The sequence below is a fragment of the Salinarimonas chemoclinalis genome, assembly GCF_041514305.1.
GTDB lineage: Bacteria > Pseudomonadota > Alphaproteobacteria > Rhizobiales > Beijerinckiaceae > Salinarimonas > Salinarimonas chemoclinalis.
The window spans coordinates 531417-557893 of the sequence record NZ_JBGMWH010000002.1; the positions used below are offsets into that span (position 1 = coordinate 531417).

Annotated in this window: 28 protein-coding genes and 1 tRNA gene; 9 read left to right on the plus strand and 20 right to left on the minus strand. The window is 71.9% G+C overall.

Going from position 1 to position 26477, the window contains the following annotated elements:
• The first annotated feature begins 62 nt into the window (after window positions 1-62).
• A complete protein-coding gene (locus AB9M23_RS06270; RefSeq protein ID WP_372423426.1) occupies window positions 63-1283 on the plus strand; it encodes a TIGR03862 family flavoprotein in 1221 nt (406 codons plus the stop codon).
• Here AB9M23_RS06270 and AB9M23_RS06275 read toward each other — a convergent pair.
• From AB9M23_RS06275 to AB9M23_RS06325, 11 genes are all read right to left on the minus strand, one after another.
• Window positions 1227-1802, minus strand: coding sequence for a BLUF domain-containing protein (locus AB9M23_RS06275; RefSeq protein WP_372423427.1), 576 nt, complete (start codon window positions 1800-1802; stop codon window positions 1227-1229). The two genes, AB9M23_RS06270 and AB9M23_RS06275, sit on opposite strands and share 57 nt — an antisense overlap.
• 128 nt (window positions 1803-1930) lie before the next feature.
• Window positions 1931-4174, minus strand: a complete 2244-nt coding sequence (gene parC, locus AB9M23_RS06280; RefSeq protein WP_372423428.1) for a DNA topoisomerase IV subunit A — start codon at window positions 4172-4174, stop codon at window positions 1931-1933.
• Window positions 4175-4280: 106 nt separating this feature from the next.
• The gene (recO, locus tag AB9M23_RS06285; protein WP_372423430.1) at window positions 4281-5018 is read right to left on the minus strand and encodes a DNA repair protein RecO; all 738 of its coding nucleotides are present in this window, start codon (window positions 5016-5018) and stop codon (window positions 4281-4283) included.
• A 583-nt stretch (window positions 5019-5601) separates the two neighbouring features.
• Entirely contained in the window at window positions 5602-6555 is a 954-nt protein-coding gene (gene era, locus AB9M23_RS06290) for a GTPase Era (protein WP_372423776.1), read from the minus strand.
• 7 nt (window positions 6556-6562) lie between these two features.
• Complete coding sequence (gene rnc / locus AB9M23_RS06295) at window positions 6563-7282, minus strand: ribonuclease III (protein ID WP_372423432.1); 720 nt, start codon at window positions 7280-7282, stop codon at window positions 6563-6565.
• Window positions 7283-7290: 8 nt separating this feature from the next.
• Window positions 7291-8040, minus strand: coding sequence for a signal peptidase I (gene lepB, locus AB9M23_RS06300; RefSeq protein WP_372423434.1), 750 nt, complete (start codon window positions 8038-8040; stop codon window positions 7291-7293).
• A gap of 186 nt (window positions 8041-8226) precedes the next feature.
• Window positions 8227-8634, minus strand: coding sequence for a holo-ACP synthase (gene acpS, locus AB9M23_RS06305; protein WP_372423435.1), 408 nt, complete (start codon window positions 8632-8634; stop codon window positions 8227-8229).
• Window positions 8631-10730 carry a S9 family peptidase gene (locus tag AB9M23_RS06310; protein ID WP_372423437.1) on the minus strand — a complete coding sequence of 700 codons (2100 nt, stop codon included), beginning with the start codon at window positions 10728-10730 and terminating at the stop codon, window positions 8631-8633. The genes acpS and AB9M23_RS06310 overlap by 4 nt, the downstream gene beginning before the upstream one ends.
• 134 nt (window positions 10731-10864) lie before the next feature.
• Window positions 10865-11677 (minus strand): CYTH domain-containing protein, encoded by an 813-nt coding sequence (locus AB9M23_RS06315; protein WP_372423439.1) that lies wholly within the window; start codon window positions 11675-11677, stop codon window positions 10865-10867.
• 165 nt (window positions 11678-11842) lie between these two features.
• Window positions 11843-12364: a hypothetical protein gene (locus AB9M23_RS06320; protein WP_372423441.1), complete on the minus strand. Its 522-nt coding sequence runs from the start codon at window positions 12362-12364 to the stop codon at window positions 11843-11845.
• Window positions 12365-12912: 548 nt separating this feature from the next.
• Window positions 12913-12998 (minus strand) — tRNA-Leu (locus tag AB9M23_RS06325).
• A 161-nt stretch (window positions 12999-13159) separates the two neighbouring features.
• Here AB9M23_RS06325 and AB9M23_RS06330 point away from each other — a divergent pair.
• Window positions 13160-14152, plus strand: a complete 993-nt coding sequence (locus AB9M23_RS06330; protein ID WP_372423443.1) for a L,D-transpeptidase family protein — start codon at window positions 13160-13162, stop codon at window positions 14150-14152.
• Complete coding sequence (locus tag AB9M23_RS06335; RefSeq protein WP_372423445.1) at window positions 14149-15042, plus strand: extensin-like domain-containing protein; 894 nt, start codon at window positions 14149-14151, stop codon at window positions 15040-15042. The genes AB9M23_RS06330 and AB9M23_RS06335 overlap by 4 nt, the downstream gene beginning before the upstream one ends.
• Window positions 15043-15060: 18 nt before the next feature.
• On the opposite strand, the gene AB9M23_RS06340 is transcribed toward AB9M23_RS06335, so the two are convergent.
• From AB9M23_RS06340 to nth, 6 genes are all read right to left on the minus strand, one after another.
• The gene (locus tag AB9M23_RS06340) at window positions 15061-15546 is read right to left on the minus strand and encodes an MgtC/SapB family protein (RefSeq protein WP_372423447.1); all 486 of its coding nucleotides are present in this window, start codon (window positions 15544-15546) and stop codon (window positions 15061-15063) included.
• A gap of 94 nt (window positions 15547-15640) precedes the next feature.
• Window positions 15641-16171, minus strand: a complete 531-nt coding sequence (locus tag AB9M23_RS06345; RefSeq protein WP_372423449.1) for a GNAT family N-acetyltransferase — start codon at window positions 16169-16171, stop codon at window positions 15641-15643.
• Entirely contained in the window at window positions 16161-16472 is a 312-nt protein-coding gene (locus AB9M23_RS06350; RefSeq protein ID WP_372423450.1) for a DUF1330 domain-containing protein, read from the minus strand. The genes AB9M23_RS06345 and AB9M23_RS06350 overlap by 11 nt, the downstream gene beginning before the upstream one ends.
• Complete coding sequence (locus AB9M23_RS06355; RefSeq protein WP_372423452.1) at window positions 16472-16762, minus strand: DUF1330 domain-containing protein; 291 nt, start codon at window positions 16760-16762, stop codon at window positions 16472-16474. Before AB9M23_RS06355 ends, AB9M23_RS06350 begins: the two co-directional genes overlap by 1 nt.
• A 91-nt stretch (window positions 16763-16853) precedes the next feature.
• A complete protein-coding gene (pyrF, locus tag AB9M23_RS06360) occupies window positions 16854-17561 on the minus strand; it encodes an orotidine-5'-phosphate decarboxylase (RefSeq protein WP_372423454.1) in 708 nt (235 codons plus the stop codon).
• The gene (gene nth / locus AB9M23_RS06365; protein ID WP_372423456.1) at window positions 17558-18445 is read right to left on the minus strand and encodes an endonuclease III; all 888 of its coding nucleotides are present in this window, start codon (window positions 18443-18445) and stop codon (window positions 17558-17560) included. Before nth ends, pyrF begins: the two co-directional genes overlap by 4 nt.
• Before the next feature lie 67 nt (window positions 18446-18512).
• On the opposite strand from nth, the gene AB9M23_RS06370 reads away from it, so the two are divergent.
• Entirely contained in the window at window positions 18513-19019 is a 507-nt protein-coding gene (locus tag AB9M23_RS06370) for a DUF2244 domain-containing protein (RefSeq protein WP_372423458.1), read from the plus strand.
• On the opposite strand, the gene AB9M23_RS06375 is transcribed toward AB9M23_RS06370, so the two are convergent.
• Window positions 19020-19925, minus strand: coding sequence for a 1-acyl-sn-glycerol-3-phosphate acyltransferase (locus tag AB9M23_RS06375; RefSeq protein WP_372423460.1), 906 nt, complete (start codon window positions 19923-19925; stop codon window positions 19020-19022).
• A 435-nt stretch (window positions 19926-20360) separates the two neighbouring features.
• On the opposite strand from AB9M23_RS06375, the gene AB9M23_RS06380 reads away from it, so the two are divergent.
• From AB9M23_RS06380 to dprA, 5 genes are all read left to right on the plus strand, one after another.
• Window positions 20361-21305 (plus strand): aspartate carbamoyltransferase catalytic subunit, encoded by a 945-nt coding sequence (locus AB9M23_RS06380; protein WP_372423462.1) that lies wholly within the window; start codon window positions 20361-20363, stop codon window positions 21303-21305.
• Between the two features lie 13 nt (window positions 21306-21318).
• Complete coding sequence (locus AB9M23_RS06385; protein ID WP_372423778.1) at window positions 21319-21675, plus strand: DUF4406 domain-containing protein; 357 nt, start codon at window positions 21319-21321, stop codon at window positions 21673-21675.
• A complete protein-coding gene (locus AB9M23_RS06390; RefSeq protein ID WP_372423463.1) occupies window positions 21672-22961 on the plus strand; it encodes a dihydroorotase in 1290 nt (429 codons plus the stop codon). Before AB9M23_RS06385 ends, AB9M23_RS06390 begins: the two co-directional genes overlap by 4 nt.
• Before the next feature lie 316 nt (window positions 22962-23277).
• Entirely contained in the window at window positions 23278-23892 is a 615-nt protein-coding gene (plsY, locus tag AB9M23_RS06395; protein WP_372423465.1) for a glycerol-3-phosphate 1-O-acyltransferase PlsY, read from the plus strand.
• Entirely contained in the window at window positions 23889-25112 is a 1224-nt protein-coding gene (gene dprA / locus AB9M23_RS06400) for a DNA-processing protein DprA (RefSeq protein ID WP_372423467.1), read from the plus strand. The genes plsY and dprA overlap by 4 nt, the downstream gene beginning before the upstream one ends.
• A gap of 32 nt (window positions 25113-25144) precedes the next feature.
• On the opposite strand, the gene AB9M23_RS06405 is transcribed toward dprA, so the two are convergent.
• Both AB9M23_RS06405 and AB9M23_RS06410 read right to left on the minus strand, forming a co-directional pair.
• Window positions 25145-25387, minus strand: coding sequence for a hypothetical protein (locus tag AB9M23_RS06405; RefSeq protein ID WP_372423469.1), 243 nt, complete (start codon window positions 25385-25387; stop codon window positions 25145-25147).
• A 113-nt stretch (window positions 25388-25500) separates the two neighbouring features.
• On the minus strand, window positions 25501-26430 hold the full coding sequence (locus AB9M23_RS06410; RefSeq protein WP_372423471.1) for an AEC family transporter: 930 nt from the start codon (window positions 26428-26430) through the stop codon (window positions 25501-25503).
• Between the last annotated feature and the right edge of the window lie 47 nt (window positions 26431-26477).

Consider the following 26477-nt stretch of genomic DNA (forward strand, 5'->3'; position numbering starts at 1 on the left):
TCCGGGTCCTGGGCCGATGGTCGCCGGCCCGCACGCTGGAGCCCGCGAAGAGGAGCCCGCAGTTGAGCCGTCCCCACGTCGTCATCGTCGGCGCCGGTCCCGCCGGCCTCGCCGCCGCCGAGCGGCTGGTCGAGGCGGGCGGCGTCGCGGTGACGCTCGTCGAGCGCATGCCGAGCCCCGCACGAAAATTCCTGCTCGCGGGGCGCGGCGGGCTCAACCTGACGCATTCCGAGCCGCTGGAGCGGTTCCTCGCGCGGTACGGCGGCAGCGCTGCGCCGGCGGTGCGCGAGGCGATCGTGCGTTTCTCGCCGGAGGACCTGCGCGCCTGGGCCGACGGGCTCGGCGAGCCGACCTTCGTCGGTTCCTCCGGCCGCGTCTTTCCGCGGAGCTTCAAGGCGAGCCCGCTCGCCCGCGCCTGGCTGGCGCGGCTCCAGGCGGCGGGGGTGCGGCTCCGCGCCCGCACGCGCTGGACGGGCTTCTCGGCCGACGGCGGGCTTGTCGTCGAGAGCGGCGGCGAGGCGCGTACGCTCGCCGCCGACGCGACGATCCTGGCGCTCGGCGGCGCCTCCTGGTCGCGGCTCGGCTCGGACGGGGCGTGGGCGCCGATCCTCGTCGAGGCCGGTGTCACCGTCGCTCCGCTCGCGTCCATGAACGCCGGCGTCGAGATCGCCTGGAGCGACGTCTTCCGCGAGCGCTTCGCCGGGGCGCCGCTCAAGCGCGTCGCCATCGGCTCGGGACGCCGGGCGGAGGCGTCGGAGACGAGCGAGGCGCTGATCACCGCGCACGGGCTCGAGGGCACAGGCGTCTACGCCCGCTCGGCCGCGATCGGCGAGGCTCTCGACGCCTCGGGCGGCGTGACGCTCCATCTCGACCTGCGGCCCGACCAGGACGCCGACGCCCTCGCTGCGCGCATCGCCGCGGCGCCGAAGGGGCGCACGCTCACCGAACGGCTGCGACGCGCGGGCCTCGCGCCGGCGGCGATCGGCCTGATGCGAGAGGCGGGTCCGCTGCCGGCGGAGCCGGCGGCGCTCGCCGCCCGCGCCAAGGACTGCGTCCTCGCGGTCGCCTCCATGCGGCCGCTCGAGCGCGCCATCTCCACCCGGGGCGGCGTGCGCGCCGAGGCGCTCGACCAAGACTTCATGCTGCGCGCGCGCCCGGGAACCTTCGTCGCCGGCGAGATGCTCGACTGGCATGCGCCGACGGGCGGCTACCTGCTGCAGGGCTGCCTAGCCACCGGCCGGGCGGCCGCCGACGGCGTGCTCGCCCGGCTCGGTCGCTCCTGAGGGCTCGCCGGCTATTCCGCGGCCTCCACGAAGACGATGTCGTCGACGTATCCCACGCTCGGACGCGGCGCGCCCAAGAGCGCGTTGTCCTGCGCCTGCGCCTGCGCGACGGCCTCCAGGAAGGCGAGGAGCGCGGTCGGCGTCATCGCCCGCACGTCGAGGGCTCCGCCCCTGCCGGAAGCGCGCGACGAGCGCCTCCGGCGCGCCGTCGATGTCGCTGAAGCCCATGCTCCACTGCGCGAAGCGGCGCTCGTCGACCACGCGCATGTCGAGGATCTCGATCGCCTCGTGACGCGGGTCGCGGCAGATGCGAGCGAACGTGCCGGACACGGCGGTGCGGTCGCCTTCGAGCACCTGGGCGAACAGGCCGGGGCCGGCCACGAGCACGCCGGTGATCGCGTCGTCGGCGTTGCGCCGGCGCGCATCGACCAGGATCTCGTCGCACATAGCCAGGAATTCTCCACGCCGCCCCGTCGTACGGGGACGGCTGACGTAGACGAGGCGGGCCAACGTCGTCATCGCACTCTCCCGGAGGCGCGCCGTTCGAGCGGCGCGCGCATCAGTCGTTTTACAGGCCGAGGATGCGCAGGAACCGTTAACGAGGCACGATGGGGACTCGCGAAATTCGCGGATGCCGATCTGTGGAATTATGAAAATCTGTTGGTCTTCGGGAAGCCCTTCGGCGGCAGGCGGCCGGCATCGGCGCGATTGGCGATCCAGTCGCGCAGGTCCTCGCCCTTGACGGTCCAGGTGCGCCCGGACGTGTCGACCCAGGTGAGGCCGTCGGCGAGCGCGAAGATCTTGGCGTCCGACACGCCGCCGTCGCGGTAGCGCTGGAGCCGCACGCCCTTCCCGCGGCTCATCTCCGGCACCTGCGCGAGCGGAAAGACGAGGAGCTTGCGGTTCTCGCCGACGATGGCGCAGTGGTCGCCCTCGACCGGCACGGCGAGCACGGCCTTCGTGCCGACATCGACGTTGAGCGCGAGCTTGCCCTTGCGGGTGTTGGCGACGAGCGCGTCGGTGGGCGCGACGAAGCCGCGCCCGTCGGTGGACACGAGGAGCCGCTTCTGGCCCGCGACGAAGGGGAAGATCGCCGCGATCTCGGCGTCGTCGTCGAAGTCGACGATGAGCCGGATCGGGTCGCCGAAACCGCGCCCGCCCGGCAGCTTGGAGGCGTCGAGCGTGAAGGCCTTGCCGTTGGTCGCGAGCGCCAGGATCTTCGCCGTGGTCTCGGTGTGGAAGGAGAAGGCGAGCGCGTCGTCCCCCTTGAACGCGACCGACGAGACGTCCTGCACGTGGCCCTTGAGCGCGCGGATCCAGCCCTTGGTCGAGACGATCACGGTGATCGGCTCGCGCTCCACCATCGCCTCGGTGATGTCGATGCCGGCCGTGTCCGGCATGTCCTCGAAGGAGGTGCGCCGGCGACCCACCGCCGTCTCGCCGGAGAAGCTCTTGCGCACCTCCCGGATCTGCCTGGCCACCGTCTTCCACTGCTTCTGCTCGCTGCCGAGCAGCGCCTCGAGGCCGCCGCGCTCCTCCGTGAGCGCGTCGAGCTCGCGCTTGAGCTCCATTTCCTCGAGCTTGCGCAAGCTCCGCAGCCGCGTGTCGAGGATGGCGTTGGCCTGGATGTCGCTCAGCTCGAACGTGCGCATCAGCTCCGCCTTCGGCTCGTCCTCCTCGCGGATGATGCGGATGACCTCGTCGAGGTCGAGGTAGATCACGAGGAGGCCGCGCAGGATCTCGAGCCTGCGGTCGATCGCCGCCATGCGGTGGCGCGAGCGGCGCTGGAGCACGTCGCGGCGATGGTCGAGCCAGGCCCGGAGCGCTTCCGCGAGCCCGATGACGCGGGGCACCGTCCCGCCGACGAGCACGTTCATGTTGAGCGGGACCCGCGCCTCGAGGTCGGTGAGCCGGAAGAGCGATTCCATCATCAGCGCGGCGTCGACCGTGCGCGTGCGCGGCTCGAAGACGATGCGGATGTCCTCCGCCGATTCGTCGCGCACGTCCGCCACGAGCGGCAGCTTGCGCTCGGCCATCAGCTCCGCGATCTTCTCGATCATGCGGGACTTGCCGACGCCGTAGGGGATCTCGGTCACCACGACCGACCATTGCCCGCGCCCGCCGTCCTCCTTGTGCCAGCGCGCGCGCACGCGAAAGCCGCCACGGCCGGTGTTGTAGGCCTCGACGATCTGCTCGCGCTTCTCGACGATGATGCCGCCGGTAGGGAAGTCCGGCCCGGGCACGAAGGCGAGGAGCTGCTCGGAGGTGGTCTGCGGGTGGTCGATGAGGTAGAGCGCCGCGTCGCACAGCTCCGCGGCATTGTGCGGCGGGATCGACGTCGCCATGCCCACCGCGATGCCCTGCGAGCCGTTCGCGAGCAGGTTCGGGAAGGCCGCCGGCAGCACGACGGGCTCCTCCGTCGAGCCGTCGTAGTTCGGCCGGAAGTCGACCGTGTCCTCGTCGATCCCGTCGAGCAGCAGGCGCGCGACCTCGGTGAGGCGCGCTTCCGTGTAGCGGTAGGCGGCGGCCGAATCGCCGTCGATGTTGCCGAAGTTGCCCTGCCCGTCGACGAGCGGGTAGCGCGAGGCGAAGTCCTGCGCGAGCCGCACCAGCGCATCGTAGATCGCCTGGTCGCCGTGGGGATGGAACGAACCCATCACGTCGCCCACGACCTTGGCCGACTTCTTGAACGCAGTGCCCGGATCGAGCCGCAGGAGCCGCATGCCGTAGAGGATGCGCCGGTGCACGGGCTTGAGCCCGTCACGCGCGTCGGGCAGCGCGCGGTGCATGATCGTCGAGAGCGCATAGGCGAGGTAGCGCTCCTCGAGCGCGTCCTTCAGGTTGATGCTCTCGGCGTCGGGGCCGGACGGCGGATCGACGGGCTTGCCCATGTGGCGCCTCGGGTTGATGTGCGACTCACGTCGTTAGAACGGATGGGGTACGGGGGCAAGAGCGCACGATGGGCCGAGGCGGAGTTGTCCACGTTCCCGATCGCCGTCACGCCCGCTCGGCGCAGGCCGTCGCCAGCCCCACGAACCGCGCCCGCTCCGGCGGCGCCTGCACGCCGCTCGGCGCGAGCACGTCGCGCTCCAGGAAATGCCCCGTCAGCGCGAAGCCCTGCGCGATCTCCTCGGGGCTCGGGTCCTCGCCCGCCCCGCGGGCGCCGAGGAAGGCCGGCAGCGGCAGGAGCCTGTCGGCCCAGGGCGCGCCGGCGTCGCGGGAGACCGCGCGGCCGGTCTTCGGCGAGACCCAGGCGAGGTCGTCCGTCACGCCCGTGAGCGCGCAGCGTCCGAGGTCGAGGCCGAAGCCGAGCTCGGCGAGCAGCGCCAGCTCGAAGGCGACGAGCAGGCGCGGCGCGAGGTCGGGGTCGTCGAGGTGAGAGACGAGGGCCTGCGCCGCGACGTAGAGCGCGGGATGCGGGTCGCGCTCGGGCAGGTGGCGCAGGTGCGCGCTCATCGTGGCCAGCCCGTAGAGGGCGAGGCGCGAGCCCATCAGCGCACCGGAACGCAGCGCGACGCCCTCGAGCGTGTAGGTCCCCATCTGCTCGTCGGTGCGCGCCCGCCAGACGGCGGCGACGGTGTTGCCCGGCTGGACCACCGCCGCGAGCCGCCTGCCGCGCGCGCCGTTGACGTAGCCGAGATGCCGGCCGTGCTCCATCGTCAGCAGCTCGACGATCGCCCCGCTCTCGCCGTGGGAGCGCGCGCCGAGCACGATGCCCTCGTCGGTCCACTCCATGGTCGCCCTCTATCGCAGGAACCGCCGACGTCCTCCCCTCCCCATCGAGGGGAGGGGTCGGGGGTGGGGGCGTGCAGGACGATACCCGACGTGGATCGAGGCCGCGACCGCAAGTCGAGCACTCCGCATCCGCGTCGCACCAGTCTTCCACGCCCCACACCCCCGGCCCCTCTCCACGAGGGCCAGTCTATTGACACATCTGCGGCACGTCGCGTCGGACGACCGACCCGGCGACGCAGATGCAGGTCTTCTCCTTCCCTGTAGGGGAAGGTGGCGCCGGCGTAGCCGGTGACGGATGGGGCGCGGCGCGAAGCGACGCGTTCCGCGAAGCGGAAGCCGCCGTGTCCGCATCTGCCGTCGCATTTCGGCTGCGCCGAACGCGCGTCCCGCGCGCCCCATCCGTCTCGTCGGCTTCGCCGCCGAGCCACCTTCCCCTACAGGGAAGGAGAGGTCTGGCAGGCGTCCCCCGACCACCACCCCGGCACAGGTCCTCCAGAACCGAGAGAGGCGCAGGAGACGTGTGCATCGACTACCCACGAGGGAGAGGGGAGACCCTCGGCGGCCTTCATCGGCGCCTCCCCGCTCACCCCCTGGGGAACTCGAGCCCCATCGCACGGTAGCGCTCGGGATCGTCGATCCAGCGCTCGCGCACCTTGACGAACAGGAACAGGTGGACCGGGTGCTCGGCCGCCTCGGCGATCTCGAGACGGGCCGCCTGGCCGATCGAGCGTATGGTGCGCCCGCCTTCGCCGAGCACGATCTTGCGCTGGCTCTCGCGCGCGACGTAGATCGTCTGCTCGACGCGCGCGGAGCCGTCCTTGCGCATCTCCCAGCTCTCGGTCTCGACGTGGCTCTCGTAGGGCAACTCCTCGTGGAGGCGCTCGTAGATCTTCTCGCGGGTGATCTCGGCGGCGAGCATGCGCAGCGGCGCATCCGAGATCTGGTCCTCCGGGTAGAGCCAGGGCCCCTCCGGCATGATGCCCGCCAGCGTCTCCATCAGCTTGTCGACGCCGTCGCCCTTCAAGGCCGAGATCATGAACGTGTGGTCGAACGCGGCCTTCTCGTTCAGCGCCGCGGCGAGCGCGAGCAGCTTCGAGCGCTCGATCAGGTCGATCTTGTTGAGCACCAGGATCCTGGGCCGGCGCACCTCGGCGAGCTTCTCGACGATGGCCTCCACCTCCTCGTCGACGCCCTTGCGCGCGTCGACGAGGAGGCACACGGCGTCGGCGTCCGCCGCGCCGCCCCAGGCGGAGGTCACCATCGCCCGATCGAGCCGGCGCTTGGGCTTGAAGATGCCCGGGGTGTCGACGAAGACGATCTGCGCGCGGCCCTGGATCGCGATGCCGCGCACCAGTGCGCGCGTCGTCTGCACCTTGCGCGAGACGATCGAGATCTTGGTCCCCACCAGCTGGTTGAGCAGCGTCGACTTGCCGGCGTTCGGCGCGCCGATCAGCGCGACGAACCCCGCCGATGTCGGCCCAGCGGCCTCGACGGCCCCGTCGTCCTGCGCGTCCTCGGGCCTCTCGCCCTCGGGCATGTCGTCCTCAACGTCCGCCATCGGCGTCCTTCCACAATCCAAGACGGGCGAGCACCGCCCGGGCGCCGTCCTGCTCGGCGGCGCGCTTGCTCGGGCCCTCGCCCGTGATCGTCTCCATCCCCTCGATCACCACGCCGACCCGGAAGGAGGGCGCGTGCTCCGGCCCGGAGCGATCGACGAGCGCGTAGCGCGGCGGCGGCTCGCCGCGCCCTTGCAGATACTCCTGCAGCACCGTCTTCGGGTCGCGCGGGACCGGCCGCGTCGCGCGGACCATGTCGCCGAACCCGGCCTCGACCACCCGCCGCGCCGCCTCGTGGCCACCGTCGACGTACACCGCGCCGATGATCGCCTCGCAGACGTCGCCCAGGATCGACCGGTTGGCCCGCGCCGCCGTGCGGCCGATGCCGTGGCCGAAGACGATGTGCGGCGCCACCTCCCAGCCGAGCGCCACCTCCGCGCAGGTCTCCTTGCGCACGATCTCGGAGAAGCGCTTGGAGAGCTCGCCCTCGTTGGCGTCCGGGAAGGTCTCGAACAGGAGCGCGGCGACGACGATCCCGAGCACCCGGTCGCCCAGGAACTCGAGGCGCTGGTAGTGCGCGCCCTTGCCCTCCTTGCTGGCGCTCATGTGCGTGAGCGCCTCCTGCAGGAGGTCGCGATCGCCGAAGCCGTGGCCGATGCGCGCCTCGAGCGCGCCGAGTGGATCCGGGTTCTTGCGGGCGGCCGCCATCGCCGCGGTCAGCGGATCTGGTCGAGGAGGCGCTCCCAGCGCACCGTCCACGGCCATTCCCAGATGCGCCAGGCGGAGGCGTCATCGTCGATCGAGAAGAAGATGATCTCCGCGCGCCCGACGAAGTTCTCGTAGGGCACGAAGCCGACCGAGCCGAGGTCGCGCGAATCGGTCGAGTTGTCGCGGTTGTCGCCCATCATGAAGTAGTGGCCGTCGGGCACCGTGTAGACCTCGGTGTTGTCCCAGAAGCCGCGGTCGCCGTCGCGCTCGATGATGAAGTGCTCGGTGCCGTCCGGCAGGGTCTCGCGGTAGCGCGGCACGGAGACGGTGCGCCCGAACGGGTCGGTCGTCACGTAGGGCTCCACCTCCTCGCGTGCGACGAGCTCGCCGTTGATGTAGAGCCGCCCGTCGATCATCTGCACGCGGTCGCCCGGGAGGCCGATGACGCGCTTGATGTAGTCGGTCGCGTTGTCGGCCGGCAGCTTGAACACGGCGATGTCGCCGCGCTCGGGCTCCGACCCCCAGATGCGCCCGTCGAAGACCGGCGGGCCGTAGGGAATCGAGTAGCGCGAGTAGCCGTAGGAATACTTCGAGACGAACAGATAGTCGCCGACGAGCAGCGTCGGCACGAGCGAGCCCGAGGGGATGTTGAAGGGCTGGAACAGCAGCGTGCGCACCACGAGCGCGATCAGCAGCGCCTGGACGATGACCTTGACGGTTTCCAGGATGCCGCCGTCGGCCTTCTGCTTGCCTGTCACCGGGCGCCCTTTCGTCCCTGGGGCCTGCGCGTCGTCCTTCACGTCGTTCGTCAAGTCGCTCGTCCTCGAGGAGCCCGCGGCGCAGGCACGCGGGATGAAGTCCCCCCGCGCGGGTCTATCCGAAAGGCGCGGGCGCCGCAATCGCGGCGGGACGCGGGGGAAGGTCGTCGTCGCCGCAAGGCGCCCTCATCCCGGCGAGGCCGGAACCGCCTCGATTACCACGAAGGCCTGCGCGAGCGGCGGATCGTCGGTGAGGCTCAGGTGCACCACCGCGCGGTGTCCCGGCGGAGTGATCGCCGCGAGCCGTGCCGCCGCGCCGTTCGCGAGCGCCATCGTCGGCGCGCCGGAGGGCAGGTTCACCACCTCCATGTCGCGCCAGAACACGCCCTCCGCGAATCCCGTGCCGAGCGCCTTGGCGCAGGCCTCCTTCGCCGCGAAGCGCCGCGCGTAGGACGGGGCGCGTGACGCGCGGCGCTCGCTCCGCGCCCGCTCGCCCTCGGTGAACACGCGCCGCGTGAAGCGCTCGCCGAAGCGCGTGAGCGACGTCTCGATGCGCCGGATGTCGCAGAGATCCGAGCCGATGCCGATGATCACCCCCGCGCCTCCACGCTGGCCAGCGCGAACGCGTAGGCGAGCGCCACCTCCTCCAGGTGCTTGAAGCGCCCGGAGGCGCCGCCGTGCCCGGCGCCCATGTTCATGTGCAGCACGATCGGCCCGCCGCCGGTCATGGTGGCGCGCAGCCGCGCGATCCACTTCGTCGGCTCCCAGTACGTCACCCGCGGATCGGTGAGCCCGCCCATGGCGAGGATCGCCGGGTAGGCCTGGGGCCGCACGTTGTCGTAGGGCGAGTAGCTCAGGATCTGCGCGAAGGCCTCCGCGCTCTCGATCGGGTTGCCCCATTCGGGCCATTCCGGCGGGGTGAGCGGCAGGTCGGCGTCGAGCATCGTGTTGAGCACGTCGACGAAGGGCACCTCCGCGACGATGCCGGCGAAGAGCTCCGGCGCCGTGTTGGCGACGGCGCCCATCAGCATGCCCCCGGCGCTGCCGCCCTGCGCCACGATGCGCCCGGGGGCGGTGTAACCCGCCTCGCACAAGGCATGAGCGCAGGCGACGAAGTCCTCGAACGTGTTGGCCTTCTTCTCCCGCTTGCCGTCGGTGTACCAGCGCCAGCCCTTCTCCGTGCCGCCGCGTACGTGGGCGATGGCGAAGACGAAGCCGCGGTCGACGAGTGAGAGGATGTTGGTGCGAAACGACGCCGGCATGGCGATGCCGTAGGAGCCGTAGCCGTAGAGCAGCGCCGGCGCGCTCCCGTCGAGCGGGGTGTCCGCCCGGTGGAGCAGCGAGATCGGCACGCGCGCGCCGTCCGCGGCGGTGGCGAACAGACGCTTCGTGACGTAGGCCGCCGGATCGTGGCCGCTCGGCACCTCCTGGCGCTTGCGCAGCACCCGCTCGCGGCTCGCCATGTCGTAGTCGAAGGTCTCGCCCGGCGTGGTGAGCGAGGAATAGACGAAACGCATCCGCGTCGTGTCGTATTCCTCCCCGGCCCGCATGCCGAGCGAATAGGTCTCCTCCTCGAAGCGGATCGCGTGCTCCTCGCCCGTGGCGAGCGCGAGGATCACGATGCGCGGGCGCGCGTCCTCGCGCTCGAGCCGCACCAGGTGGCCGGAGAAGGCGGCGTGGTCGAGGATCATGGTGCCCGGGCGGTGCGGGACGAGGTCGCGCCAGTTGCCGCGCGATGGATCGGAGAGCGGCGCGGTGACGAGCTTGAAGTCCTCCGCGCCGTCGGCGTTCGTGAGGATGACGAGCGCATCGCCGCGCTGCTCGACGTCGTAGCGCACCTCGCGCTCGCGCTTCGCCACGAGGCGCGGCGTGGCCTCGGGATCGGCGAGGTCGAGGAGCCAGGCCTCGGAGGTCTCGTGGTCGCCGAGCGAGATCACGGCGAAATCGCGCGCGCGCGTCTCGCCGAGAGTGACGAACCAGCCGGCGTCCCCTTCGGCGTAGACCAGCACGTCGTCGTCCTGGGGCGTCCCGAGCAGGTGGCGGCGCACGCGGGCGGGGCGGTGGTTCTCGTCGCGCTCGACGTAGTAGAGCGCCCGGCCGTCGGCGCTCCAGGCGAGGCCGCCGGCGACGCGCTCCAGCCGGTCGGGCAGGTCCTCGCCGGTGGAGAGCTCTCGCACGCGCACGACATAGCTCTCCGAGCCCTCCGTGTCGCTCGCCCAGGCGAGGCGGGCGTGATCGCGGGTGTGCGCGATGCTGCCGAAGGCGAAGTAGCCGTGCCCCTGCGCCAGGGCGTCGCCGTCGAGGAGGATCGTGCCCTCCCCGCCGTCCCGCGGCTGGCGGCAGACGAGCGGGTGCTCGCCGCCCTCGCGGTAGCGCGTGTAGTAGGCGAAGGGGCCGTCCGGCTCGGGCACGGAGGAATCGTCCTCCTTGATGCGCCCGCGCATTTCCTCGACGAGCGCCGCGCGCAGCGCGTCGGTGCCCGCGAGCACGGCCTCGCCGTAGGCGTTCTCCGCCTCGAGATAGGCGCGGATCTCCTCGGGCAGCGCCTTCGGGTCCTCGAGGACGGCGCGCCAGTTCTCGGCCTTGATCCAGGCGTAGGGATCGTGGACCTCCCGGCCGTGGAGGCGGACGACGTGCTCGCGCACGGGCGCGACCGGGGCGGGGCGCACGGGCGTCTCGAAGCGGATCATGCGGGGCCTCTCGCAGATGGGTGGCGCGCGGGGGAGCGCGCACGCGGCGCGTGGGCCAGACATGACCCGCGCGAGCGTGCGAGGCAAGGGCGAGGCACGGGGTGAGGGTGCGGCGGCTCGCGCGCGCCCCCCGGTCAGGAGGGCCGCTCGGCCGTGCCGTTCGTGGGCTTCGCCGGCCGCCCCGGCTCGACGGGCTCGAACAGGGCGTCCTCGGCGGCGCCGTCGCCCGGATCGGGCGCGGCGGGCGGAGCCGCGGGCGCGGGGCGCGCCGCCTGCGGCTTGGAGCCGTTCGGGGCCGGCGCCTTCGGGGCGGAAGGAGCCGGCTGGGCGGCGGGTTGCGCCGCCGGCGCATCGCTGCGCGCGAGGCGCTTGAGGGCGCTCAGCACGGCGTCGTCTCGGCCGCGCCCGGCGAATCGCGGTGTTCGCGTATCGAGGTGGTCGAGGAGCGAATCGAGCGCCGCATCGGCGATCGGCCCCTCCCAGAGCGGCGGACGGGCGCCGAGCGCCAGCGCGCGCGGCTCGACCGCTTCCTCGCCGGCGAGCTCGGGGCCGAACCAGTGCGGGGCCACGAACGCCCTCGCCTCCTCCGCATCGTCGAAGGCGACGCGCACGACGGCGGCGGTCGCAGGGGCGAGATAGCGGTCGACCACGACGATCGGCCCCTCTCCCTGGTCCATGCGGATGCGCTCGTAGCTCACCTTGCCGGCGCAGACGTCGAGCAGGATCTCCCCCTGCGCCCGCGAGACCTCGGTGCGCTCCTCGCCGGACACGGCGCCGTCCTGGAGCGTCTCGAGCACGAGTTCGCAGCGCTCGCCCTCCAGGCGTACGTGAGAGCGGCGATCCGGCTGATCGGGAAAGTGCCCCTCCAGCACCCGCGCGCCCGGCCGCTCGCGGCGGATCAGGCGCACCAGGGACGGCGCGATGGCGTAGCGGCGTTGCTGCTTCATTGTCTCGATGTCTCGACGCTGTGGGGGCGGGGCGTGCCTCTCGGGCGCCCGGCGGGGAGGTCCCGCGGGCGCCCGCGCCACGCTCTCGTTGTCTGCGATCGCACCGTCAAGCGCGAACCGGCCGGACGGTCGGGGCAGAATGCGTCGGATTTGCGCCCCGCGTCGCTAAAGTCGGTTGGGCTCCTCGTCGTTCTCGGCGGGTTCGTCGCCATCCTCGGGGTCCGCGCCCTCCTCACCCTCCTCGCCCTTGAGCAGGCGCAGCACCTCGAGCGCGACGGGCCAGGGCGCCGCCATGGCGATCTTGAGCATGGCGCGCCCGTCGCCGAGATCGTCGACGTGCACGCCCGAGACGGCGGCCTCCTCGGCGGCGGCGCCGCCGGGACCGACGAGGTCGACGGAGCCGAGGAGTTCCTGCGTCTCGACGCCGAGCACGCGACCGAGCGCCTCCACGTGCGTCATCCGCCGCGGCAGGCTGCGGCCCTTCGCGTACGACCAGACGCTGACGTCGGAGATGCGCATGCCCGGCGGCAGGTGCTCCTGGGCCCGCCGGGCGGTTTCCTTGTAGGTGAGGCCGCTGCGCTTGATCGCCTGCCAGAGGCGCTGCGAGAACGCGTCCTTGTCGATCGGGAGCGTCCGCTCCTTCGCCGGCTTGGCCGACGTCTCGGGGGCGTTCGAACGTCCCTGCATCACTCGGATCCTCGCGAGCTCGGGCGGGCGACCGCGACCGGCGTGCCGCGGAGCGGGACGACGGAGCGGACCAAGGGCGCCTCCGGCGGCCGCATGCGCGCGACCGGCACGGAACCGTGGCTTTCGAGAAAAAGGTGAACAGTGGTTTGATTATGGCGCACGCCTGCCGATCTCCCGTGGAGAAGACGCCGCGCCCGATTGCGCGCGCCCGATGCGCCCCCCGTGAATTCGCCTCGATTCGGGATTGTGCCGGAGAATGGTTTTCCCGGTGTTAAACGATGAAAATCGAAGTTGGCCATATCGAAACGCCTCCTCGTCAACGGATGTCAATGTCGCTTGTTCGGTGTTCCTGAACGGAACCGAACAAGACGCTGGCCGGAGACTGTGCGAGGATCGTACCGGGCAATTATACCGAATGAAGAACAGCGCATTTTATGGAAGATTGATTGCTATTGCATTTCGTTCATCCAGCCGCGCCGCACCGAGATGCGGAGGGCGCGACGTCACCGAAGGGTGTCGCGGCCATTCGCGGATTGGAGGACGTGCGCTGGTGGCCCCGGCCGGGCTCGAACCGGCACGCCTCGAGGGCTCCGAATTTTAAGTTCGGTGCGTCTACCAATTTCGCCACGGGGCCACGCGAGCGATGCGAGGCGCATCTATCACACGTCGCGGCGCCTGCGAAGCACGGCGATTCGTCCCGTTCCCGAAACGCCCACGCGCGGGCCGTCCACGGCGAGGGAGCCTCCCGCGCCCCCGTGCGTTGCCTCGCCGACACGATCGACGGGAGCCTTCCCCATGCGCCACTTCCGCTTCGCCGCCGCCCTCGGCCTCGGGCTCGCCTCCGCGGGAGTCTCGCCCGCGGCCGCCGCCGATCGCGCGATCGACCCCATCGCCGTCGAGACGGCGCGTCTCGACGAGCACGAGCCGGTGGAGGGTGAGCGCAGCCCGCTCGTCCTGCGCCTCCAGGTCCTGCTCGATCGCGCGGACGTCTCCCCCGGCGTCATCGACGGGTATCTCGGCGAAAACGTCCGCAAGGCGCTCGAGGCCTGGGCCGGCCGCGAGGGCCTCGACGCCGACGCGCCGCTGGCGGCGTCGGTCGTCGAGGCGCTGATCGCCGGCGACGGCGATCCCGTGCTCGCCACCTACGCGATCACCGAGGAGGACGTCGCCGGCCCCTTCGTCGACGAGATCCCCGACGACTACGCCGCGCTCGCCGAGATGGAGCGCCTCGCCTATCGCGGCCCGCAGGAGATGCTCGCCGAGCGATTCCACATGGACCAGGACCTCCTCGCCGCCATGAACCCCGACGCCGACTTTTCGCGAGCGGGGACCGAGATCCTCGTCGCCCGGCCGGGAGAGCCCCTGCAGGAAGGGGCGATCGCACGAATAGAGGTTTCCCGCTCCGTCGGCGCCCTGCGGGCGCTCGACGCGGACGGCGCGCTCGTCCTGTTCCATCCCGCGACGGTCGGGAGCCGCGAGACGCCGTCCCCGTCGGGCACGCACGAGATCACGGCGATCGCGAGGGATCCGGCCTACTACTACCGGCCGGACGTCAACTTCCAGCAGGGCGATCTCGACGAGGCGCTCGAGATCCCGCCCGGGCCCAACAACCCCGTCGGCACGGTGTGGATCGACCTCAGCGAGCCGACCTACGGCATCCACGGCACGCCGACGCCGGAGGAGATCGACAAGGATTTCAGCCACGGATGTGTCCGGCTGACGAACTGGGACGCCGAGGAGCTGGCCGGGCTCGTCGAGACCGGCACGCCGGTGGTATTCGTCGAATGAGCCCGCGGCCGTCCCTCCCCCGGCGCGTGCGCTCGCGGCTCGCGGGCGCGGCCATCGGCGCGACGACGCTCTCGATGCTTCTCGTCGCCCTTCCGGTCGACGCGCGAGACCCGCCGCCGCGCCCGCCCGAGCGCCCGGCGGAGTTCGGGCGGATCGACACCGACCCGCCGCTCCCCGTGGCACGGCCCGTGCTCGAGGAGCAGGAGGACGGGCCGGAGCGGCCGGAGGTCGACGCGCGCACCGACGAGTCGCCGCTTCCGCCCGCGCGCCCGGTCGTGGTGGAGCCCGAGGCGGTCCTGCCCGACGCGCCGCGCAGGCCGCTCGAGACCGACCCCGCCGAGCGCGCGGCCCACGAGGCCTGCCTCGCGGACCTCGACGCGCGCGGCGTCGTCTACGAGGAGATGCCCCCGATCGACGGCGAGGGCCGCTGCGGCGCGGCCTTCCCGCTGCTGGTACGAGCCGTGCGCGGCATCGCGCTCGAGCCGTCCGTCACGGTCCGATGTTCCGTCGCCCGGGCTCTCGACGGATGGGTCGAGGAGGCGCTCCTGCCTGCCGCGCGCGAGCATCTCGACGCCCGGCCGACGACCCTGTCCACGGGAGGATCCTACGCCTGCCGCGGCCGCAACCGTCAGGAGGATGCCCGTCTCTCCGAGCACGCCTTCGCCAACGCGCTCGACATCACGGGCATCGGCTTCGAGACGCGCGCCGCCGTGCCGGTCGCGCCGCGCGGCGACGAGGACGGCCCGCAAGCCGCGTTCCAGCGCGAGATCCGCCGGGGGGCCTGCGCGCACTTCCGCACCGTGCTCGGCCCGGGTGCGGACGCCCATCACGACGACCATCTGCACTTCGATCAGCGCCAGCGAACGAACGACTATCGCCTGTGCGAGTGATCCGCGCGACACGGCGCCTCAGTCGGCGTCGCGCTCGTGCTTTAGGTGGAGCTTCAGCTCGATCACCCGCACGACGGACATCATGATGATGCCGAACACGACCGAGACCGCGGCGAGCGTGTACTGTCCCGCGCCCAGCGCGATGCCGAAGGCGGCGGCGAGCCAGAGGTTGGCGGCCGAGGTGAGGTTGCGCACGTCTCCCTTCGAGACGAAGATCGCACCCGCCGCGATGAAGCCGATCGCCTGGGCGAGGCCCTGGATCGCGCGCAGCGGGTCGACCGTCACCTGGTCCCCGGTCGCGAGTGCCTGCTCGTAGACGAGGAAGGCCGAGATCGTGATGACGCAGGACGAGAGGCTGACCATGCCGTGGGTGCGCAGGCCCGTCGCGCGACCCCGCAGCTCCCTGTCGAGACCGAGCAGCATGCCGCCGATCGCCGCGGCGAACAGCCGAATCGTCACGTCCCAGAGCGGGATCTCGCCGGAATGGAGGATCTCGTCGACCACGTGTGCGCCACCTCGTCCTCGTCGCCCCTTGGGAGAACGCACGAGGTCGGCGGTTCGCTCCGCTCGGCCCCGCGCGGAGCGAGCGGGCCGACGGTCAGAGCACCTTCGCCATGACGCAGCGTCGCGCCGGGTCGAGCCCAGCGGCGATCTCGTTGGCGTGCCGCGCGGCGTGGCCCGGCGGCAGACCGGCTATGGTCAGCTCGACGAAGCCGAGCCGGGCGTAGAACGGCTTGTTCCAGGCCAGGAAGCGATCGGTGGTGAGCGTCACAGCCGGTACGAAGGCCCAGCGCCCGAAATCGATCGCCGCCGCCATCAGCGCGGTGCCGAGGCGGCGCCGCTGGTGGTCGCGGGCGACGGAGAGTTCGTGCACGTGCAGGAAGCCGTCGAGCTCGCCCGCGGCGACGAAGCCGACCGGCGTATCGCTCGCATCCGCCGCGACCCAGAGCGTGCCGGCCACGCGGCACAGGTCGAGCGCCTCCGGCGGCATCGTCGCCGACGGCTCCGGCAGTCCGACGGCGGATTCGGCGAGGAGCGTCGCGGCGGACGCCTCGATCGCCGGCAGGAGCGGCACGTCCGGCTCCGCCGCCGGGCGGATGCGGTAGCCGGGCGCCGGATCAGCCCTCACCAGGCTGGGGCCCGTCGTAGCCCTCGACGACGATGAGGTCGATGTCCGCCCCGCCCTTCTGGGCGGCGAGCGCCTCCTGATACTCCGGCGAATGGAAGCAATCGAGCGCGGCCCGATAGCTCGGGAACTCGATGACGACGTTGCGTGCCCGCGCCGCGCCCTTCACCGCCTCGAAGGTCCCGCCGCGCACCAGAAAGCGCCCGCCGTACTTGGCGAAGGCGATGCCGTTCCTGGCGACGTAGTCCTTGTAGGCGTCGGCGTCGCGCACGTCGATGCGGCCCACCCAGTAGCCCTTGGGCATCACTCCGCTCCCTCGACGATGACCATGTCGGCGATGCCGGCGCCCTCGCGCTTGGCCTTCGCCGCCTGGTACTCCGGCGAGTGGTAGTAGGCTTGCGCCTGCTCCATCGACTCGAACTCGATGACGACGTTGCGCGGGCGCCCTTCGCCTTCCATGACCTTCATCGCGCCGCCGCGCACGATCGGCCGGCCGCCGTACTTGCGGATCGCCTCGGTGGCGCCCTTGGCGTACTCGGCGTAGCGCTCCGGGTCGGTGACGGTGACGCGGGCGATGAAATAGGCCTTGGGCATGGTGTCTCCTGGTCTCGGGCGGTGCCGACGCGGCGCCCGGTGCGCGCATCCTAGCCGATCCGCCCGTCGCGAAGGCAAGCGGCGGAGACGCTCAGACGGCCTGCGCCATCTCGTCGAGCACGCTCTGCGCGGCGGCGCGCGGGTCCTCCGCGCGGATGATCGGGCGGGCGACGACGAGGTGGTCTGCGCCCGCGGCCAGCGCGGCCGCCGGGGTGACGACGCGCTTCTGGTCGCCGGCCTCCGCGCCGGCGGGGCGAATGCCCGGCGTGACGATCAGCGTCTCGTCGCCCACGACGCCGCGCAGGCGCGCCGCCTCCGCCGCCGAGGCGACGATGCCGTCGATGCCGATCGCGCCGGCCTGCGCCGCGCGGCGTGCGACGAGGCTCGCGACGTCGCCGGAGAACCCCGCCTCGGCGAGGTCGGCGTCGTCCCAGGAGGTCAGCACGGTGACCGCGAGGATCCGCAGGCCACCTTCGCCACGCCCGGCCACGGCCGCGCGCATGGTCTGCGGGTAGGCGTGCACGGTCAGGAAATCCACCCCCATCGCCGCGACCGCGCCGACGCCCTCCTCCACCGTGTTGGCGATGTCGTGGAGCTTGAAGTCGAGGAAGACCTTCTTGCCCGCGTCGACGAGCTCCCGCGCGAAGCCGAGCCCGCCCGAGAAGCCCAGCCGGTAGCCGATCTTGTAGAACCGCCCCGCGTCGCCGATGCGCGCCACGAGGGCGCGGGCCTCCTCGACGGAGGGGACGTCGAGGCCGATGATCAGGCGCTCCTCGAGCGGGATGGCGGGACGGGTCACGGGCTCGGGTCCTCCTCGGGCTCGATGGTCGGCGCGGTTCGGGGCCTGCCCTTGCCGGGGCTCGGCACGGGCGTCTTGTCGGGGAAGCGGCAGAGATCGGCGACGGCGCAGCGCCAGCATTCGGGCTTGCGGGCCTTGCAGACGTAGCGGCCGTGCAGGATCAGCCAATGATGCGCATTGCGCCGGTAGGGCTCCGGCACGAGCGGGGTCAGCGCGGCCTCGATCGCATCGGTGTCGCGCCCGTAGGCGAGCGGGATGCGGTGGGAGACGCGGAAGATGTGCGTGTCGACGGCGAGCGTCGGCTCGCCGAAGGCGACGTTCATCACGACGGCCGCCGTCTTGCGCCCGACGCCGGGCAGCGTCTCCAGCACCGACCGGTCCGCCGGCACCGCGCCGCCGTGCTCCTCGACCAGGATCCGCGACAGCGCGATCACGTTCTTCGCCTTGGCGTTGAACAGGCCGATCGTCTTGATGCGCTCGCGCACCCCCTCCTCGCCGAGCGCCAGCATGGCGGCGGGCGTGTCCGCCACCGGGAAGAGGCCGCGGGTCGCCTTGTTGACGCCGGCGTCCGTCGCCTGGGCGGAGAGGACGACGGCGACGAGGAGCGTGAAGGGGTTCGTGTACTCGAGATCCGAGCGCGGATCGGGATCGGCGGCGGCGAGGCGGCGGAAGATCTCGCGGCGCGTCTCGGCGTCGACGGGCCTGGGCGGCTTGCGGCCGATGGCGCCGGCGAACTTGGCGGCTGGCTTCGGCTTGGTCGCTTTCGGTCGGGGCTTCGAGGCCGTCTTCGCCGTCGCGGCGCGTCCGCGAACGGGCCGCCCCTCCCCGCTCCCGTCGGCGGGTGCGGCGTCGGCGACCGTCTCCTCCGGCGATTTCGAGCGCACGGCACACTCCCAAGCGGCGACGTGCGCGTTATACTCTCCCTCGCGAAGACGGCAAGGCGTTCCCCCGATGGCCGATACCGATACCCGAGACGATCCAGGAGACGAGACGGCACCGCTGTTCTCGGCGAAGATCACCCCGCACCGCTCGCTCGCGCCCTCGGGCGCGCGGCTGGTGCTCGTCCTGTGCTGCCTCGCGGCGGTGGGATCGAGCATCCCCTTCATCGTGCTCGGCGCCTGGCCCGTGGCGGGCTTCCTCGGCCTCGATCTCGTCGCGCTCGCGATCGCCTTCAAGGCGAGCTTCCGCTCGGCCAAGGGCTTCGAGGAGGTGGTTCTCACGCCGCTCGAGCTGCTCTTCCGGAAGGTGACGCATCGCGGCGAGCGGTCCGAACGGCGCTTCAACCCCCTCTGGACGCGCCTCGACCGGGAGCACGACGAGGACTACGGCCTGATGGCGCTCGCCCTCGTCTCCCGCGGCGAGCGCGTCGTCATCGCCCGCGAGCTCTCCCCGCCCGAGCGGGCGGACTTCGCCGACGCGTTCGGGGACGCGCTGGCACGGGCCAAGCGCGGGCTCTGATCACGGTAGGAAGGCGGCGTCCGGGTCGCGCGCCAGCGTCTCGAAGCAGTGCGCGCGCATGCGCTCCGTCAGCACCTGGATGTCGCGCCCCTCGAGCGCCTCCGGCACGATCGGCTCGCCGAAGTGGATGTCGAAGCGCTGGCCGGTCTTGTTCAGGAGCTCGTAGAACACGGTCATGTCGCGCAGCTCCGTCGATACCCGCGCCAGGAAGTGGAACAGCCCGGAATTGCGCGCGCCCATGTGGATCGGCACGATCGGCGCATCGTAGCGGCGCGCCAGCGCCAGCGCCGAGGACATCCACGGCCGCTCGCACAGCCGCTTCTCGTCGTCGTTCCAATAGGCGAGCCGCCCCGACGGGAACAGCACCACCGCGCGCTCGTCGTCGAAGGCGCGGGTGGAGAGGCGAATCGTCTCGCGCGTCTTCTCCCGCGTCTTGAACGCGGAACGCCACTCGACCGGCACGATGATGTCGGCGAGCCGCGGGTTGAGGCGGATCGCGTCGCGGTTGGCGAAGATCGAGAGGTCGCGCCGGCGCTCCTTCACCGCGTTCCAGAGCGCGACGCCGTCCGCGATGCCCGTGGGGTGATTCGAGACGATGACGACCTTGCCGGTCCGCGGCAGCCGCTCGGCGTTCTTCGTGCGCACGTCGAGCTTCAGGCGCCGGGAGAGATGCTCGAACACGGCGTCCGCCTGCATCGGGGCGATCGTCTCGGCCATGCGCACCGCTTCCGGATAGCGCAGCACGCCCTCGACGAGCGGCTTCGCCGCCGGCCACCACCAGGCCTCCATGATCTTCTGGCCGCGCTCGGCGATGAGCGCGTCGACGATCTTCCGGGCGTCGGAGCGCGTGTCGATGCGCCCCACCAGCGCCTGGAGGCGCGCCTGCGTGCGGGACATGAGCTTCATTCGGGTCACCCCTTCGCGCTCGGCGCCGGGCTCGCCCGGCGATGCTTGATCGTGACTCGTGCCCGTCGTCCTTGACAAGTGGATGACGCCGCGCAGCGCTGGCGTGCATGTCGCACGTGCGCGCAGGGCATGGCAGAGGGACCCCGTCTCGCGGAGCCGCAGCGCGCGAGGCTAGAGCGCGCGGGCGAGGCGTCGAGCGATACGCGCGAAGGCGGCTTCTCGTTCCTCCGGTGTGCGGGAGGACGGGAGGGCACTGCGGGAACGCCGGTCCCGTCGACGCGGATCGGCCGAGGTCGACGGCGGATCGGACCCGCAGACGCGCTCTCCTCACTCTCGGAGAGGACCCGGGGCGCTCGACGTCGGCACCCAAAGGCGCTTCCGTCACGCCCACACGACCGCTTGCCCCCGCCCCCGGAGCGTCTATACCGTCCTCTCATGCCCGACGCCCGCCCCCGCTATCCGCATCGCCACCTCCTCGGGATCGAGGGCCTCTCGCCCCTCGACATAGAGGCGTTGCTGGACGCGGCGGACGATGCGGTGGAGGTGTCGCGGCGTATCGAGAAGAAGAAGTCCACGCTGCGGGGCCGCACGCAGATCAACCTGTTCTTCGAGCCCTCGACGCGCACGCAGGCCTCCTTCGAACTCGCCGGCAAGCGGCTGGGCGCCGACGTCATGAACATGGCGGTCGCCTCCTCCTCGGTGAAGAAGGGCGAGACCCTCGTCGACACCGCGGCGACGCTCAACGCCATGCACCCCGACATCATCGTCGTGCGCCACCATTCCGCGGGCGCGGTGCACCTCCTCGCCCGCAAGGTCGACTGCGCTGTGGTCAACGCCGGGGACGGCGCGCACGAGCATCCGACCCAGGCGCTCCTCGACGCGCTGACGATCCGCCGCAACAAGGGCCGCATCCAGGGGCTCACGGTCGCGATCTGCGGCGACATCCTGCATTCGCGGGTGGCGCGCTCGAACATGATCCTGCTCGCGGCGCTGGGCGCCAAGGTGCGGCTCGTCGCGCCCTCGACGCTGCTGCCCGCGGGCATCGAGGCGCTGGGCTTCCCCTGCTTCTCCGACCTGCGCCGGGGCATCGAGGGCGCGGACATCGTCATGATGCTGCGCCTCCAGCGCGAGCGCATGCACGGTTCCTTCGTGCCCTCGGTGAAGGAGTACTTCCGCTACCACGGGCTCGACGCGGAGAAGCTCTCCCACGCCGCCCCCGACGCGCTCGTGATGCATCCAGGCCCGATGAACCGGGGCGTCGAGATCGCGTCGGACGTGGCCGACGGCGCGCAGTCGCTCATCCGCGAGCAGGTGGAGATGGGCGTGGCGGTCCGCATGGCCGTCCTCGAGGCGCTCGCCTCGCATCTGCCGAACGGGTGACACCATGGCTGCATTGATGATCCTCGTCGCCGGCCCCTATCGATCCGGCACGGGCGACGACCCGGCCAAGATCCAGGCCAACGTCGATGCCATGACGGACACGGCGCTGGCGCTGTTCCGCGCCGGGCACCTGCCGGTGCTGGGGGAATGGTACGCGCTGCCGCTGATCGAGCGGGCGGGCTCGACGGGTATCGGTGACGCGGTGTTCGACGAGATCTTCCATCCGATCGCGCGGCGCCTCGTCGCCAAGTGCGACGGCGTGCTGCGGATCGGCGGGCCTTCGGCCGGCGCCGACGACATGGTCGCCACCGCCCGGTCCCACGGATGCCGCGTATTCCACGCCCTCGACGAGATCCCGAGCGCCGCATGACGAGCCTCGTTCTCCAGGACGCGCACCTCGTCGACCCCGAGCGCCTGCGCGAGGGCCGCGGCTCGGTGCGCGTCGAGGACGGCCTGATCGCCGACGTCGTCTGGGGCGCCGCGCCGCCGGCGCCGGAGGGCGCGCGGGTGATCGCCTGCGACGGGCGCGTGCTCGCGCCGGGCCTCGTCGACATGCGCGCCTTCGTCGGCGAGCCGGGCGCCGAGCACCGCGAAACGCTGGCCTCCGCGAGCGAGGCCGCCGCCGCGGGCGGGGTGACGACGCTCGTCACCATGCCCGACACCGACCCCGCCGTCGACGAGCCGGCGATCGTCGACTACATGCTGCGCCGCGCCCGCGACACGGCGATCGTGCGCGTGCTCCCCGCCGCCGCGCTGACCAAGGGTCGCGAAGGCAGGGAAATGACCGAGTTCGGCCTCCTCGGCGAGGCCGGCGCCGTCGCCTTCACCGACGGGGCGCGCTGCGTGACGAACGCGCGCGTCATGCGCCGCGCGCTCCTCTACGCCCGCGACGTCGGCGCGCTCGTGATGAACCATTGCGAGGACCCCGACCTCGTCGGCGACGGGGTGATGAACGAGGGCGAGCTCTCCGCGCGGCTCGGCCTGCTCGGCATCCCGAAGGAGGCCGAGACCATCGTGCTCGAGCGCGACGTGCGCCTCGCCCGCCTCGCGGGAACGCGCCTGCACGCGCCCATGCTGTCGTGCCCCGATTCGATAGAGATCGCCCGCCGCGCCAAGGACACGGGCATCGGCCTCACCTGCGGCGTCTCGATCAACTCGCTGACCTTCAACGAGAACGACATCGGCGGCTACCGCACCTTCTTCAAGCTCTCGCCCCCCTTGCGTGGCGAGGAGGACCGCCAGGCGCTGATCGAGGCGCTCGTCGAGGGCACGCTCGACGTGATCGTCTCCGACCACGACCCGCAGGACGTCGAGACCAAGCGCCTGCCCTTCGCGGAGGCGGCGAACGGCGCGCTCGGCCTCGAGACGCTGCTGTGCGCGGGCCTGCGCCTCGTCCACGCCGACCGCATCTCGCTGCCGGCGCTGATCGCGGCGATGACCTCGCGCCCCGCCGACATCCTCGGCCTCGAGCAGGGCCGGCTCTCGCGCGGCGCGCCCGCCGACCTGATCCTGTTCGACCCCGACGAGCCCTGGGTGCTCGACAAGGCCGACCTCAAGTCCCGCTCGAAGAACTCGCCCTTCGACGAGGCGCGCATGGAAGGCCGTGTCCACCTGACCCTCGTCGCCGGGCGGGTGGCGTATTCGGCCGAGCCCTGAGCGGGCGGCTCATGCCTTCCCGCCGCCCGAGCGCGCCGAATCGCAGCGTGCGATACGCCGATGTCGCGCGCAGCGGCTCTCCCCTCTCCCTCGTGGAGAGGGGTCGGAGGTGTGGGGCGTGCAGGACCAGTTCGACGCGCATGCCGATCTGCAACACGCTCGTCGCGCGTCCGACCACCGGACCGCGCTGCGCGACGCCCCACACCCCTAGCCCCTCTCCACGAGGGAGAGGGGAATCGCTGCGCGCCCGTAATCGGCGACCACGCCCGTCCTCCGGCCGTGCCGCCGTCACGCCTCCTCGCTCGAAGGGATGCCCATGATCGTCGAATCCATGAACTGGGGCCTCGCGTGGCCCTACTATCTCGGCGCCCTCGCCCTCGGCTACCTCGCCGGCTCGATCCCCTTCGGGCTGCTGCTCACCAAGGCGGCCGGGCTCGGCGACGTGCGCGACATCGGCTCGGGCAACATCGGCACGACCAACGTGCTACGCACGGGCCGCAAGGACCTCGCCGCGGCCACCCTGCTCGGCGACGCGCTCAAGGGCACGGTGGCGGTGCTGATCGCCTGGCAATGGGGGCCGAACACCGCCGTCATCGCCGCCTTCGCCGCCTTCCTCGGCCATTGCTATCCCGTATGGCTCGGGTTCAAGGGCGGCAAGGGCGTGGCGACCTACATCGGCGTGCTGTTCGGGCTCGACTGGCGGATCGGGCTCGCGTTCTGCGCCGCCTGGCTGCTCGTCGCCGTCACGACCCGCTACTCGTCCCTCTCGGCCTTGGTCGGCAGTCTGACGGCACCGCTCGCGCTGTGGTACGTCGGCGAGCGGCAGATGGCGGAGCTTGCAATTCTCCTCACAATCCTGCTCTGGTGGAAGCATCGCGAGAACCTGAGACGGTTGCTCGCCGGCTCCGAGAGCAGGATCGGGGGGAAATGACGGCACCATTCAGCGACGACCAGCTCTTCGACTGGCTGCGCCTGATCCGCAGCGAGAACGTGGGCCCGCGAACCTTCCGTGCGCTCGTCAACCAGTTCGGCGGCGCGCGCGCGGCGCTCGAGGCCCTGCCGGACCTCGCCCGCAAGTCCGGCCGCGCGCGGCTGCGGATCGCGAGCGAGGCCGAGATCGAGCGCGAGATGCGGGCGGCGCGGGCGGTGGGCGCGCGCTTCCTCGCTTCCGCCGGGCCGGGATACCCGAAGGCACTGCGCGCCGTCGACACCGCTCCGCCGGTGATCTGCGTGCGCGGCGACGTCGCGGCGCTCGCCGCGCCCTGCGTCGCGATCGTCGGCTCGCGCAACGCCTCCGCGGCCGGCCTCACCTTCGCCGGACGCCTCGCGCGCGAGCTCGCGGACGCCGGCTTCGGCGTCGTCTCGGGCCTCGCGCGGGGCGTCGACACCGCCGCCCACCGCGCGGCGCCGGGGGCGACGATCGCGGTGCTCGCCGGCGGGCTCGGCCGGGTCTACCCCGCCGAGAACGAGCCGCTCCACGCGCGCATCCTCGACGAGGGTGGCGCCGTCCTCTCAGAGATGCCGTTCTCCTGGGAGCCGAAGGCCCGCGACTTCCCGCGCCGCAACCGGATCGTCTCGGGGCTGTCGCTCGGGACCGTCGTCGTCGAGGCGGCGCGCCGGTCGGGTTCGCTGATCACCGCGCGCTTCGCCAACGAGCAGGGCCGCATCGTCTTCGCCGTTCCCGGCTCGCCGCTGGACCCGCGGGCGGAAGGCGCCAACGCGCTGATCCGCGAGGGCGCGACCCTCTGCGCCGCCGCCGATCACGTCGTTTCGGCGCTGATGCCGCTGGTCGACGCGAGCTGGATCGACAGCCTGGAGGCGCAGGAGGTCTCCGGCGAGATCACGGCGGAGGCGCTCTGGGACGAGCTCGACTGGCTCGACTTCGGCGTGCCGCTGCCCCCTCCCCCGCGCGCACCCCTCGTCGGCATCGATCTCGAGGAGCCGCCGTCGCAGGCGCCGGCCGCAGGCGGAGACGCCGCGGAACCGGAGGCTCGGGTCCTCGCCCTCCTCGGCCCGGCGCCCGTCGGCATCGACGACCTCGCCCGGCAGTCCGGTTTGCCGATTGGATCCGTGAACCGGGTGCTCACCGAACTCGAGCTCTCCGGGCGGCTGGAGCGCCACGGCGGAAACGGCGTCTCGCTCACGCCGTGAGGCCAGAGCCTCCGCCCGGGCGGGAGGCTCCGTCAGAGGCCCTTGCGCGCTTTGGCCTCGGCCTTGCGCTGCGCCTTGGTGAGTTCCTGCGCCTCCATCCGTGCCATCTCGAGGAAATAGGCGAGGAGATCGAGGTCGGAACGGCGCGCGATCTCGCCCAGCTCGGCGGTGATCGCTCCTATGTAGCGCGCGGCCTCCTCGCGCGAGAGAGGCGACGTGCGTCCGCCACCTGGGGCGGTCTCGGGTGCAGGGTCGGTATCGTCGGTCGAGCGCATTTCCAATTCCGGACTGACAGACGCACGCGCAGAGCGCTAGTGCAACCTATTCGAGCCTGTATATTGGCTACAGCAAAAAGTTGATCATCTCCAGGACGTTTTTTCACGCATGTTCACAATGCGAGCACCGTGATCATGACGGGCATCGTCAGCATGGCCGCGAGCGTCTGAAGCGTGATGATCTCCGCCATCAGCGGCGCGTCGCCACCCATCTGCTTGGCGAGGATGTACCCGCCGCTCGCGGTCGGCACGCTCGAGGCGATCGCCACGACGACGAGATCGTCGCCGAAGACGCCGAGATGGCGCGCCAGCGTCACCGCGACGACCGGCAGGACGAGCATCTTCGTCGCGATCGCGAGCCAGTGCGCCCGGCCCGGCCGCGCGAGGCGGCGCATGTCGAGCCCGGCCCCGACCACGAGCAGTCCCGCCGCCAGCGCCGCCGCGCCGAGGATCTCGACGAAGTCGAGCGCCGGCGCGGGCAGGACGAGGCCGCTCGCGTTGATCGCGATCCCGATGGCCGAGGACCAGATGAAGGGGTTCGTCACGATGGCGAGCAGGATCTGCCGGGCGCTCTGGGGCGGCCCGCCGGCGAATCGCACGAGGACGCCGATCGCCATCAGGTTCAGGAGCGGGATCATCACGGCGATGGCGACCGCCATCAGCGCGAGACCGCGCTCTCCGTAGAGGCTGCCGGCGACGGCGAGCGCCACGAAGGTGTTCCAGCGCGTCGAGCCCTGGAACACCGAGGTGAAACTCGGCCCGGAGATCCCCGCACGCCGCTGCAGCGTCCGGCGCGCGGCGAGGAGCCCGCCGGCGTTGACGAGGATCGCGGCGACGAGCGCGGCGCCGACGCCGCCCACCGGCACGGTCGCGAGTTCCGCCTGGGCGAGCGTGGCGATGATGATGGCCGGGAAGAAGACGACGTAGGTCACCTTCTCGAGCCCCGGCCAGTGCGCCTCCTCGACGAACCCCGTGACCCGCGCCGACCAGCCGGCGGCGATCACCAGGAAGACGGGAACGAGCGAGGCGAGAACGCTGGACATCGGGAAACTCGGGCGGCGCGCGGCCGCGGGCGGGTCGCTCGGCTGTG